17 protein-coding genes are annotated in these 12,647 nt (G+C 32.2%); all 17 read left to right on the plus strand.

Annotated elements, in window-relative coordinates; translation table 11 throughout:
* Positions 1-13 precede the first annotated feature (13 nt).
* The 17 genes from LNQ49_RS08205 to LNQ49_RS08285 all read left to right on the plus strand — a co-directional run bounded on the left by LNQ49_RS08205 (position 14) and on the right by LNQ49_RS08285 (position 12,577).
* On the plus strand, positions 14-2,173 hold the full coding sequence (locus tag LNQ49_RS08205) for a S9 family peptidase (RefSeq protein ID WP_229988167.1): 2,160 nt from the start codon (positions 14-16) through the stop codon (positions 2,171-2,173).
* Positions 2,174-2,539: 366 nt separating this feature from the next.
* Positions 2,540-2,917 (plus strand): nuclear transport factor 2-like protein, encoded by a 378-nt coding sequence (locus LNQ49_RS08210; RefSeq protein WP_229988168.1) that lies wholly within the window; start codon positions 2,540-2,542, stop codon positions 2,915-2,917.
* A gap of 6 nt (positions 2,918-2,923) precedes the next feature.
* Positions 2,924-3,460, plus strand: coding sequence for a GNAT family N-acetyltransferase (locus LNQ49_RS08215; RefSeq protein WP_229988169.1), 537 nt, complete (start codon positions 2,924-2,926; stop codon positions 3,458-3,460).
* Positions 3,461-3,496: 36 nt separating this feature from the next.
* A complete protein-coding gene (locus LNQ49_RS08220) occupies positions 3,497-4,060 on the plus strand; it encodes a hypothetical protein (RefSeq protein ID WP_229988170.1) in 564 nt (187 codons plus the stop codon).
* 62 nt (positions 4,061-4,122) lie between these two features.
* On the plus strand, positions 4,123-5,043 hold the full coding sequence (locus LNQ49_RS08225) for a helix-turn-helix domain-containing protein (protein ID WP_229988171.1): 921 nt from the start codon (positions 4,123-4,125) through the stop codon (positions 5,041-5,043).
* Between the two features lie 70 nt (positions 5,044-5,113).
* A complete protein-coding gene (locus LNQ49_RS08230) occupies positions 5,114-5,314 on the plus strand; it encodes a hypothetical protein (protein ID WP_229988172.1) in 201 nt (66 codons plus the stop codon).
* Positions 5,315-5,357: 43 nt separating this feature from the next.
* On the plus strand, positions 5,358-5,930 hold the full coding sequence (locus LNQ49_RS08235) for a pentapeptide repeat-containing protein (protein ID WP_229988173.1): 573 nt from the start codon (positions 5,358-5,360) through the stop codon (positions 5,928-5,930).
* An 83-nt stretch (positions 5,931-6,013) separates the two neighbouring features.
* Positions 6,014-6,547 carry a hypothetical protein gene (locus tag LNQ49_RS08240; RefSeq protein WP_229988174.1) on the plus strand — a complete coding sequence of 178 codons (534 nt, stop codon included), beginning with the start codon at positions 6,014-6,016 and terminating at the stop codon, positions 6,545-6,547.
* Between the two features lie 13 nt (positions 6,548-6,560).
* Positions 6,561-7,091 (plus strand): hypothetical protein, encoded by a 531-nt coding sequence (locus LNQ49_RS08245; protein WP_229988175.1) that lies wholly within the window; start codon positions 6,561-6,563, stop codon positions 7,089-7,091.
* A 49-nt stretch (positions 7,092-7,140) separates the two neighbouring features.
* The gene (locus tag LNQ49_RS08250; protein ID WP_229988176.1) at positions 7,141-8,067 is read left to right on the plus strand and encodes an alpha/beta hydrolase; all 927 of its coding nucleotides are present in this window, start codon (positions 7,141-7,143) and stop codon (positions 8,065-8,067) included.
* Between the two features lie 10 nt (positions 8,068-8,077).
* Positions 8,078-8,605, plus strand: coding sequence for a MepB family protein (locus LNQ49_RS08255; RefSeq protein ID WP_229988177.1), 528 nt, complete (start codon positions 8,078-8,080; stop codon positions 8,603-8,605).
* Positions 8,606-8,674: 69 nt separating this feature from the next.
* On the plus strand, positions 8,675-9,307 hold the full coding sequence (locus LNQ49_RS08260; protein ID WP_229988178.1) for a LysE family translocator: 633 nt from the start codon (positions 8,675-8,677) through the stop codon (positions 9,305-9,307).
* Between the two features lie 89 nt (positions 9,308-9,396).
* Positions 9,397-10,077 carry a GNAT family N-acetyltransferase gene (locus tag LNQ49_RS08265; RefSeq protein WP_229988179.1) on the plus strand — a complete coding sequence of 227 codons (681 nt, stop codon included), beginning with the start codon at positions 9,397-9,399 and terminating at the stop codon, positions 10,075-10,077.
* A gap of 13 nt (positions 10,078-10,090) precedes the next feature.
* Positions 10,091-10,585, plus strand: coding sequence for a DinB family protein (locus tag LNQ49_RS08270; protein ID WP_229988180.1), 495 nt, complete (start codon positions 10,091-10,093; stop codon positions 10,583-10,585).
* Between the two features lie 44 nt (positions 10,586-10,629).
* A complete protein-coding gene (locus LNQ49_RS08275; protein ID WP_229988181.1) occupies positions 10,630-11,511 on the plus strand; it encodes an alpha/beta hydrolase in 882 nt (293 codons plus the stop codon).
* Positions 11,512-11,525: 14 nt separating this feature from the next.
* Positions 11,526-11,888: a hypothetical protein gene (locus LNQ49_RS08280; protein WP_229988182.1), complete on the plus strand. Its 363-nt coding sequence runs from the start codon at positions 11,526-11,528 to the stop codon at positions 11,886-11,888.
* 47 nt (positions 11,889-11,935) lie between these two features.
* Positions 11,936-12,577 carry a DUF6891 domain-containing protein gene (locus LNQ49_RS08285; RefSeq protein ID WP_229988183.1) on the plus strand — a complete coding sequence of 214 codons (642 nt, stop codon included), beginning with the start codon at positions 11,936-11,938 and terminating at the stop codon, positions 12,575-12,577.
* Positions 12,578-12,647: the final 70 nt, after the last annotated feature.

Consider the following 12,647-nt stretch of genomic DNA (forward strand, 5'->3'; position numbering starts at 1 on the left):
TTACATAAGCATAATGAAAAAGTATTTTTTACTATTATTATTAATCTCTTCGGGTGTTTTTGCTCAGGAAAGTATTGATATTAATCAATTAAATTGGTTACCAAACTCACATTCTTTTTGGGTTAATACTCAAGGAAATGTAGTTGTTTATGATGTGGATAAACTAAACCAAAACACCACAATTTTAACCCAAGCGCAGTTAAGCCAATCTGGTTTTACTGGAGAAATAGAACAATTAGTTTGGAACGAAAACAAAACAAAAGTACTGGTTTACACCAATTCTAAAAAAGTTTGGAGAGCCAATACCAAAGGTGATTATTGGTATTTTGATCTAGCAACTGGTAAGGGAAAGCAACTGGGTGCAAGTTTAGAGAAATCATCGTTAATGTTTGCTAAGTTTTCTAATGATAATGAAAACGTAGCCTATGTTTCACAACATAACATTTACCTTGAAAGTTTAGTTACAGGAAAAATAACCCCATTAACTACTGATGGAACTGACAAAATTATTAACGGTACTTTTGATTGGGTTTATGAAGAAGAGCTAGCAGCTCGAGATGGTTTTAGATGGAGTCCTGACGGAAAAAGCATTTCGTTTTGGCGCGTAGATGCATCCGAAACAAAATTCCATTTAATGATAAATAATACAGATGCGCTTTATCCATTTACAGTTCCTGTAGAATATCCTAAAGCTGGCGAAAAGCCATCATCTGTAAAAATTGGGGTAATCGATATAACGTCATTAAAAACAAATTGGTTGGATATTCCTGGTGAGCCTGATAATAATTATTTGGTTAGAATGGAATGGATCAACAATCAAAACGTAATGATTGTACAATTAAACAGACTTCAAAATCAAGCTTCTATTTATAAATGTGATACAAAATCTGGAGTAGCCAATTTAATCTACCAAGAAAAATCAGATTCATGGATTGATGTTTTTGATATCTCTTCAGGTGAATATGATGTTTTTCCTTGTCAGTTTGTAGATAACGGAAAAGCTTTTTTATGGAGCTCAGATGCTGATGGTTGGATGCATGTTTATAAAATTAGTGTCGATGGTAAAAAGAAAGAATTAGTTACTACCGAAAAATTCGACGCCTATTATAAAGCATTTAATCTGGAAACAAATTCTATCTATTATATTGCCAGCCCTACAGATGCAACACAACGTTATTTGTATGAAACCAACTTAAGCACTAAGAAAACAAAGCGCATTACTCCTAAAGAATTTGAAGGAACAAATGAATATCGTTTTTCTACAGATGCTAAATATGCCAAACATACTAATTCGAACATTAATCGTGAGTACAACACTCGCTTGGTAGCATTACCAAGTCATAAAAAAATACTACCTCAAACTCCCGATGCATTTTCGGCTCCACAACGTAATTATTCATTAGAGAAATTTAAAGTTACTACTGTTGATGGTGTTGAAATAGACGGAATAATGGCTAAACCATTAAATTTTGATCCTAATAAAAAGTACCCTGTATTCTTTTATGTTTATGGTGAACCAATGGCATCTGTGGCAAATGACGAACCGTATTTTTATCCGTATATCGCCTATTTAATTCCTGAAGGCTATATAGGAATTGCAATGGATAACCGAGGAACGCCCGTAATGAAAGGTACAAAATGGAGAAAATCTATTTATAAAAACATCGGAATCATTAATACTCGCGACCAAGCTATGGCTGCAAAAGAGGTGTTAAAATGGAAATTTATTGATAACGATAGAGTTGCCATTCACGGATGGAGCGGTGGAGGTGCTGTAACCTTAAACTTAATGTTTCAGCATCCTGAAATTTACAAAACTGGAATTGCTATTGCAGCTGTTACCGATCAACATTTTTATGACAATATTTATACCGAAAGATATATGGGATTGCCAAGCGAAAACGAAGCTACTTATATTAAAGCCTCGCCAGTAACTCATGCCAAAAACCTACAAGGAAACTTATTATACGTACATGGTACTGGTGATGATAATGTACATTATAAAAATGCCGAAGTTTTAATTAACGAGTTAGTTAAATACGACAAAATGTTTGACTTGATGATATACCCAAATCGTTCTCACAGCATACGTGAAGGAGAAGGAACAGGAAAACATCTCGCAGATACCTTTATGAAATACATAAGAGAAAATTGTCCTCCGGGAGCAAAATAAAAAGTATTTAAAATTGTCAACTTTCTCAGTCTTATTATTCTTCGGAATGGTAGGGCTGAGTTTTTTTTTAAAAGATACTGAGGTGTTGAGTCACTAAGGTTCTAAGTTTTGTTGAAGGCTTATTTTTTATTTGGCAAAAACAAATTTGCATGTAACCGTTAAAAACAACCCTTAATTTATCACAAACCTATCTTTCTTAGAAATGGGTACTCGTCAATTTTTACTGAATTATTAATGAGGGTATTCCTTATTAAAAAGGAAATTCTTCAAGTAAAAAATATTGATAATTAATCCTATATTAGCTGAAGAATTCAATTTCAGCAGCTTGAATATCACTAATCTATTTCATCATAAAAGAACTTAACCATGTCTACAAGAGAAAAAATAATTCAAAGCTATATCGATGGTTATAACCAATTTGATATCGACAAGATGACTACAGATTTTGATGAAACCATTGTTTTTGAAAATATTCAAGGAGGTGAAACAAATATGACTCTTACAGGGTTAACAGCATTTAAAGAGCAAGCTGAACAAGCTAAAACCTATTTCTCTACCCGAACACAAACCATAACCTCTTTTAAACATTTGAAGGACGAAACCGAAATAGAAATTGACTACTTTGCTATTTTAGGAATGGACTTCCCGAATGGATTTAAAAAAGGACAAGAACTAAATTTAAAAGGAAAATCAATCTTTGAATTTACTGCTGATAAAATTTCTAAACTAACCGATATAAGCTAATCCAAAATGACTATAAACATTGACCAAAACATAAAACTGGAATTAATAAACGAGAATCATGCACAACCAATCTTTGACCTTGTTGACGCTAACAGAATGCATTTAAGAGAATGGTTGCCTTTTGTTGACAGAATGCAAACTGTGGAATTTGCTGAGAATTTTGTAAAAGGAACTATGCAACGAAATCAAGATGGAAACGAGTTTGCTTTTGTAATCATTGCCAACGGAAAAGCGGTGGGAAGAATTGGTATTTATAAAATTGATGGTCAAAACAAAATTGGAGAAATTGGCTATTGGCTAGCTGAAAATTTACAAGGAAAAGGAATTATTACTCAATCTTGTAAAGCAATTATCGACTTTGGTTTTTCTAATTTACAATTGAACCGAATTGAAATAAAATGCGGAACCGAAAACTTAAAGAGTAAAACAATCCCAGAAAAACTTAACTTTACCCACGAAGGCGTTCTTCGTCAAGGAGAATTACTTTATGACAAGTTTATCGACTTGCACTTATATTCTCTTGTCAAAAATGATGTCAAGTAAAATACCTGAGTACTTCTAAAAAAATAAAAGCATAAAATGAAAAACCTAAAATTCACAAAACTCATCTTCCTATTTGGTCTCATCTCATTAGTTTCTTGTAACAACGGAGCTGAAACGATTGATGAATTTGCTGAAGAAATTACAAATAGCATTAAGAATAAAGATTCAGAAGAATTGTATTCTTTATTTATATCACCTAAAGAAAATGCTTCGTATGGTTTTGCAAGTGCTACAATTACACCCGAAGAATCTTCGAAACTAAAATCAAATCAGGATTTAATGAAGTTGATTATACGAAAAGGAACTCTGAAAAAACCAGATGATATTAAACGTATAAATAATTTTATATCAGAAGCGCATGCTTTATTTGATTGGAGTCAAATCAAATCTATAAAAACAGAATCAGCCTTATTAGCAACCAAAAAAGTAAATACTATAAGAAACAAAGTCATGATCGATTCTGATACTTATGACTTAAAGATTATAATCGAATTAAATGACAATAAAGTATATCGCCTAAAAGTAAACAAAGCAATGAAAGTAAATCATCGCTGGGTAATATTCCCTACGGATAGCTTTGGACTTGAAATCGAGAAATAAAACACCTTTTTAATCTCTGTTCTCACTCCATAAATTTTACTAAGAATACCAAACACGAGCAGATGAAGGCGGAAAAAGATGAAACTATAAGAACCTACAATGGAAAAGACTTTCGGGATAAATTCCTAGAATCTGAAAACACGGTAGAGCATCTTTTTAAATCAAACTCAGAACATTTTTTTTGCTTGAGAATTGAAGATGTCAATCAACTAAAATTCCCAGTACCGCCATCTAAACACATTTGTCATACGTTACTTTTTATTACTTCTGGAACTCACAAACTAAAAGTTGGTTCTGAAGAATATACCACCAAGACAAACGAAATGATTCTTGTTCCTGCTGGGCAGATTTACTCTATAGATTTTATGAGTAAAAAAATAACAGGCATTATTTGTCAGTTTCACCAAGATATTTTAATTGGGAAATATGGCAATCGAGAAATGATTAATGAATTTGATTTTTTAAAAATTTGGGGGAATCCTGCCATAGCTTTTCAAAAGCGAGAAGCTGGATTTATTTCAAATCTACTAAGTCGGCTTCTTATTGAATATACAGAAACTGGCAGTACCAATCTAGAAATCATACAATCTTACCTTATTACTTTACTTTTTGAGATAAACAAAAATGCTGTAAAAACGAATAAAGTTCTCACAGCAGCTACCACACTTACAACTAAGTTTAAAGAGCTTATTTATTTACACATAAAAACGCAGCATAAAGTAAGTTATTATGCTTCAATGCTTAATGTAACTCCAAATCATTTAAACAAATCTATAAAATCGGTTACAGGCAAATCTCCTACCAAATGGATTGATGAAACAACCCTCCTAGAAGCCAAATACTTATTGTACCAAACCAATCTTACCATTAATGAAATTGCCATACAGGTAGGTCATTATGATCAATCTTACTTTAGCCGTATCTTTAAAAAGCAGGAAGGCATCACTCCTATTGAGTATCGCAAAATGATTGAAAAATCCTAACTCTTGCTTATTGAATCCTAATAGGATTGCTTCTTTATTATTGACATTTGCAAACTAAAAAAAGCAAATAATGATTTACGTTTTCAAAACTTCGGTAGACTCAGAATTGAAATTAAAATCGGCTACAGCCTACCTTAACGATATATTATCTGATGCCAAATGGAATTTTGACCTTGAAGATTGTGACAACATTTTAAGGATTGATAGCCAAAATGAAATAGTCGAAATGCTACTAAACAACACCATTTTTGACTGTATCGAATTGGAATAAACACCGCATTAGCAACAATTAATTTTTCACCACCAAATTTATTATGGACACACAACTTCATCAAGGCAAAACATTTGAAAATATTGATTACTCTGAAAAGAGAGTAACTGATTTCGAATTTTTTAATTGCGATTTCATAAACTGTAACTTTTCAAAAAGCGACTTAAGCAATACTGATTTTATAGATTGCAATTTTAAAAACTGCAATTTTTCACTGGCAACATTACGAAACACAGGATTAAAAAACATAAAGTTTACCGATTGCAAGTTAATGGGATTAGACTTTAGCGCCAGCAATGCTTTTTTATTCTCCATGAATTTTCAAGGTTGTATTCTAGATTATTCCACCTTTTTACAAAGAAAATTGAAGAAAACAAATTTCTTTGATTGCACGTTAAAAGACGTAGATTTCTCAGAAGCCGATTTAACACTATCCGTTTTTAAAAACTGTGATCTTACCAATGCTACTTTTGTACGAAGCATTCTTGAAAAAGTAGATTTTCGTACTGCAAAGAATTATTCTTTTGATCCTGAAGAGAACAGAGTTAAAGGTGCAAAATTCTCCCGATTAGAACTTGCTGGACTTTTAGAGAAATTTAATCTTGAGATTGAGTAGGGTTGAATTGAAGAAGATTTCCGTTTCGGTAAAATTTCTTTTTTATTTGTACTTTCGTTTAATAGGAATAATAAAATGCTAGTATGAAAAAATACTTCTTGTTACTAATCTTAACTATTATTAGCTGTAATCATTCAAAAGAAAAAAGAACTCCAAAAAAAGAACTTGAAAAATTCTTTGAATCTGATAAAATTGATCATTATTATTTAGACATTTCAGAAGACAAAATCATTAACATTCTATGCATCAAAAACAAAACTAAAGATGAAAAAGAACTAGGAGGACTATTAGCAAGCCATTATCCAGATTCTATTTCAGAACCTGATTTTGAATTGAAATTAAAAAAATTTCATTTTATAAAGAAAGAACTTAGCGAAAAAAAGAAAAAAGAAGTTGAAACCGTTTTTAGCCAAAAGGATTCATTACAAAATGAATACTCTAGTTGTCTCCCTAATTATCGTGATATTTTTATTTTTAAAAGAAAGAATTCTATAATTGGAATAGCAAAGGTTTGTTTTGGATGCGGAGTTACCCAATTCCTAGGAACTAAAGTCGATACAGATGGTTTCGGATTACCTACTGAATTAGATAAACTTGAAAAAATCATCCGAGAATAGAAACAAATAAAAAATGATATTTAGAATTGAAGCTCACAGAACAAGTCTTATAACCCGAGAGGAATTTTCTGCTACTGAATGGGCTGAAAAGTTTGATGAATTCATTAGCTGCACTTCTTTTATTAATGATAAGGAACTTGTAATGGAACTTACTCATGAATTTAATCTTAATCAAACTCAGATTGAAGAAATTGAAAAATGTCTAACAAACGAAACAATACTTTCGCATAGATATTCGTGTACTAAATACGAGCATTTTAAAATTGAGCCTGTTTATTTGAATATTAAAAAGGGAACAGGAAAACTTATTTATTGGCGAGATTGGGATTACATTTTTGAGAAAAGAGAAAACGATTATTTCCTTTGGTGCTTTTTGGGAGGTTTTGCCGATTTGCAAAGAGAGATAAAGCTAAGTGAAGAACACGTAAAAAAATATAAAGAAATAGGTCTTGCCCAAATAGATTATTTAATTGAGAATCTCAAAAAACTACACCAGTCCGAAGAATATGAACTAGCATTAACAGAGAATAGACGAGTAATGTAAGCGCTACTTTTTATATTTTTCTTATATTTCAACTTCCATTTACAATTTTATGAAACGATTACTTCTAACGCTTTATTTACTTATCGGAATGTCTAGTTCTCCATACGCTCAAAAAATTATTCCTTTATATAATAGCAAAGTGCCCAACTCCAAAGAAATTACAGGAGTAAAAGACACTGCTATTGTTTATAATGCTGGAAATAAAAAAATCACTGTAATTACAAGAGTTGCTTCTCCTGACCTTACTGTTTTTCTTCCCGAAAAAAACAAAGCTACTGGTATAGCTGTAATTATTTGCCCCGGTGGTGGCTATTCGGGAGTAGCAATTGATCATGAAGGGTATGCTATTGCAAAAAGGCTAAACGAAAGCGGCATCGCAGGATTTGTTTTAAAATACCGTTTACCTGATACAGAATATGTCGAAAACAAATCAATCGTTCCTCTACAAGATGCTCAACGTGCAATAGAGTTGGTGAGAGAAAATGCCAAGCAATGGGGGATTAATCCCAACAAAATAGGAATTCAAGGAAGTTCAGCAGGAGGGCATTTGGCCTCAACTGCAGGTACGCATTATTCAAAATCCTATATAGACAATCCAAACAAAACCAATCTACGTCCCGATTTTATGATACTTACCTATCCTGTTATTAGCATGACAGATAGTTTAACTCATCTAGGTTCACGAAATAATTTGTTAGGCGAAAATACATCTGCTGAAGAAATCAAAGAATACTCAAACGAATTGCATATTACACCAAACACGCCTCCTACATTTATTACACATGCTGTAGATGACGATGCAGTGAAGGTACAAAATTCACTTGTATTTATTGCTGGATTGCAACAAAACAAAGTTCCAGTTGAATCTTTCTTTTATACCAATGGTGGTCACGGTTTCGGGATGGACAATCCTACCAGCACTATTCAGTGGATAGATAGTTGTATCGATTGGATTTTGAAAATTAATAAAAAATAAAACTATAATAATGACAACCTCAACTTGGGAAATTTCAAGTTCTATTCCTAAAGATTTACTTGAAGCAAAAGAACACCTATACGATGCATGCAACCTTGCATGTACCCAACCAATAGCTGAAGCTGAAAGTGCCGATTATGCTGCTTATACTTTTCAGATAAATAATCAATCGGCTGTATATCGCATAGCGAAAATCACTCCAACAAAAGTGGGACAATTTGTTACGCTCTGGAAAAGAAGCGAGAAAGGTCCTATTGCCCCTTTTGAAATTACAGACAACATCGATTACTTTATTGTAAGTACTAGAAATGGTTCTCATTTTGGACAGTTCATTTTTCCAAAATCAATATTACATCAAAAAGGAATTTTGTCTGATGACAAGAAAGAAGGCAAACGTGCCATACGTGTATATCCGCCTTGGGATACAACAACTAGCAAGCAAGCGCAAAAGACGCAACAATGGCAATTAGCCTATTTTGTGACTATTCTCAATGACAAACCCGTTGATACTGATTTAATAAAAAAATTGATTCCTTAATAAATAAATTATATTTTAGCTAATGCTTACAATGTAAGCAACCAATTATTAACACTAAAAACAATAGCCATGACAGGAATAGACAGTTTGGGAACATTTATAATAGCCGCAACAATTGTTATTATTACTCCAGGAATCGACACCATCATGGTATTAACAAGAAGTATTTCTTTGGGTAAAAAAGCTGGATTATATTCGGCTATAGGTGTTAGTTTAGGACTTATCATCCATACGCTTGGAGCAACATTTGGACTTTCGCTAATATTAGCGAAATCTGCTTTTGCTTTTAGTCTCGTAAAGTATTTAGGAGCTGCCTATTTATTTTATCTTGGTTATAAATCGCTTACTGCAAAAACTAACCAAACAGAAATAAAATCTATTGAAGTTAAAAATACAGCAAACAAAAAGTTGTTTCTTACTGCACTTTTAAGTGACGTTCTAAATCCTAAAATTGCTATTTTCTTCTTGGCATTTTTACCTCAGTTTATAAAAACCTCTGAGATAAACAATCCCGTTCCTTACTTAGTACTAGGATTCATTATCTTTATTATTGCCTTAATATGGTGTTCGTTCTTGGCATTAATGGGAAGTAGTGTTGCAACTCTTTTTAATAAAAATAAGAATGCCGAAAGCAGATTAAACAAAATGACTGGAATTGTTTTTATTTTGCTTGGTTTAAAAATCGCTTTTACAAAAAGGTAAATCAACTCCTAAGCGTCATTAATTACATTTCTTATACAAGCAACTCATAATAATAAATGCCCGAAAATGATTCTGGCACTATCTAACATATGAATCCTGATTATACAAAATTAGACAATCCAGTTTGGTATTCTCTATCCGAAACGCATCATGAATTTGCAGTAGATTATAATACTATCAAATTTTATCATCCCGATTATTGTCCTTTTGGAGGTTTTACAACACAAGAGAATATCACTAAATCTATTGATGTTTATTCTGAATTAACTGATAACTTTTTTATTGTTGGCGAGAAACCTCAACTTTCAAATCAGCTAGAGTTGAAAAAAGAATTGATATGCCTGCAAATGATTATCAATAACCGACTAGATATTGAAATTAAAGAAAATATTGTTGCACTAACTACTAGTGAACATATTGATGCTTTATTTGAATTGGTTAGTCTGGTACAGCCGGGTTATTTTAAAAGAAAAACGGCTCTATTGGGCAATTATTTCGGAATATTTAAAGACAACAAACTTATTGCAGTTACAGGCGAACGCATGAAAATGAATGATTTTACCGAAGTAAGTGCAATTGTTACACATCCTGATTATACAGGACAGGGATATGCAAAACAACTAATTGCTCATGCGGTAAACACTATTTTTGACCAAAATAAAACACCTTATTTACATGTAGTCGAAAGTAATATTAGCGCAATTAAGCTATACGAAAAACTAGGATTCACAACCAGACGAAAAATGAGCCTTTGGCATATTTCAAAATAAAGAACCAACAATTATGACAAATATGTTTAGACAAGGAGCCTCTGGTGCATTACTTGATGTATATGAGCGCACAATTACTGAGTTACAACAAACCATTTCGGATATTTCAGATACTGAACTGATAAAGATTGTAGACCATCAAACAACTGATGATAGTTGCAGATCAATCCAGACTATTTTATCACATGTTATTTGCTCAGGTTATGCTTATGGAACTTATGTCCGACGTTTTAAAGGAGAGCAAATAGAATTTGATGATGATGATATCTTTTACCCTACTATAAATGATTACAATAATCATTTAAACGATTCTTTTATTTTTATGGTTGATTCTTTTAGAAACATAAATGACAATGAACTCGAAGAATCTGATAACGCAAAAAAACTAACCACTTCTTGGGGTCAAGTATACGATATCGAACAAATAGTAGAACATGCCATTGTACATGTTTTAAGGCATCGTCGTCAAATCGAGAAATATAAAATAATAATCCGCAATATGGAGTAATACAGTTCTACAGTAACAGTTTACAATTTACAAACCCACTTTTCATGAAAAAAACATTCTACCTCTTTATCTTCCTTATGTTTGCTAGTTCAAATTTTGCACAAACAAAAAGCAAGCAAACTGCAACTGAAAATCAACCAATCGTTCTTGGGATTACTGATAAATTAAAATCGGCTGAACTTGGTGAAACTAGAACAATAAACATCTACTTACCTCAAGGTTACAATAAAAAAGATACCTTAAAATACCCTGTTATATATATCCTTGATGGTGGTGTTGAAGAAGATTTTATCCATATTACAGGAATCGTTCGTTTTAATACTGAAGAGTGGATTGCTCGATTCCCAAAATCGATTGTAGTCGGGATAGAGAATACTAATCGAAGACGTGATTTTACTTTTAGCGTTCCTAATCTAGATTTTGTTGAAAAAATAGGATTCAAAAAAGAAAGCTTCTCTAAACATGGTGGCTCTGATAAATACATTGCTTTTCTCGAAAAAGAATTACAACCTTATATTGATAAAAAATTCAATACAAGTAATCACAAAACTGTTATTGGTGAATCGCTTGCTGGGCTTTTAGCAACCGAAATTTTATTAAAACATCGTAATTTATTTGACAACTATATAATCATTGCTCCTAGCTTATGGTGGGGAGATCAATCGTTACTAACCGAAGCTCCTAGCTTACTTAAAGCAAAAAACAATAAACCTGTACAAGTATATATAGCCGCTTGCAACAAAGAGGAAGATAAAACCATGTATGATGTTGCTGTATCTTTAAGTGAAACGCTTAAGCAAAATGACGAAAAGAACACCAAAGTTTATTATGATTATATTCAGAACGAAATACACTCGACTGTAATTCATCAAGCAGTTTACAATGGATTTAAAGCTTTTTATCCAAAAAGCATTTATCAGAAATAAAAAAGCAACTATATATGAATACTACTAAAAAAAGCACCCTAAGTAAAAAGAACCTATTTCGTATTGTTCTGTTTACATTCATTGCTGCTTTATTATTCACCCCTATTTTTGGAAATCTGTATTCTCTTCTTATTGAGAAAGAATACTTTATTCCGAAACAATCTTCTATCTTTACTTTTAGCGAAACTGTACATAATGATGGTTCTAGTGACGTATGGAGATATGGGAAAGATTTTAATAATTACTACTACAATTTAAGCAATGAAAATAATGATGTGCTTGTTTTGCCTAAAAGTAATATTGATAATTGTCCAGAATTTGATCCTGAGGATATAAGTACTTGGTGCGGATTAAAAACACCAATAACTGAACCTTAAATTATATTGAATACACTAAAAAAGTAGTAACACATAAATAAAAAATCATGACCGAAGATCAACAATACATCTATGATTCATTAGTGAACCAAATAAAAATGGGATTTTTTCCTGTTGATGAGATTAAAGAAATGACATGGGAACAAGTCGAAGATGAAGAATTTGAAGATGAAATTTCAGAAAAATGGGTTAATACAACTGTTGATACCGAATTTAAAAAACACACAGAAGCAAGCAAAAACTGGAAGACTCCAACGGATACCCAAAAGCTTGTAAAGGCTTTTAATGAGTTAAGTGAAGCAAAAATAATAGCGCTTCATAATGCAGGCTACACTACTAGCGAGGGCGAATACGAAGTTGTTGAGGTTGAAATAGAATTAAGAAAACACCAAATACAATCTGACGGATATTGTTTTTACCACCAGCAGGATTTAGAAAGAGCTATTGATCCTGATAGTAGAAACCTGATGATAGCATTCCAGAAAATTGACAATTCAGATGATGCTGTTACAATTAGTGTTGGTCAAAAAGTAGCAGAAAAGCTAAAGGAAAATGGCTTTGAAGTAATTTGGGATGGAACTGCTCAAACCAAAATTGAGATTCCAAATTTTAATTGGGAGAAAGTTTATAGTGAGTCTGATGAAGATTTACTAAATCACAACAGAGTACTACAGTTTATGAAGTCATAATAATTTCACTTGCAATCTTGTCATTCTTCGTTCTTCTGAATGACAAGATTGTGATTGTTTTTTAGGTTGA

Origin of the sequence: Flavobacterium pisciphilum (assembly GCF_020905345.1) — a bacterium.
Taxonomy (GTDB): domain Bacteria; phylum Bacteroidota; class Bacteroidia; order Flavobacteriales; family Flavobacteriaceae; genus Flavobacterium; species Flavobacterium pisciphilum.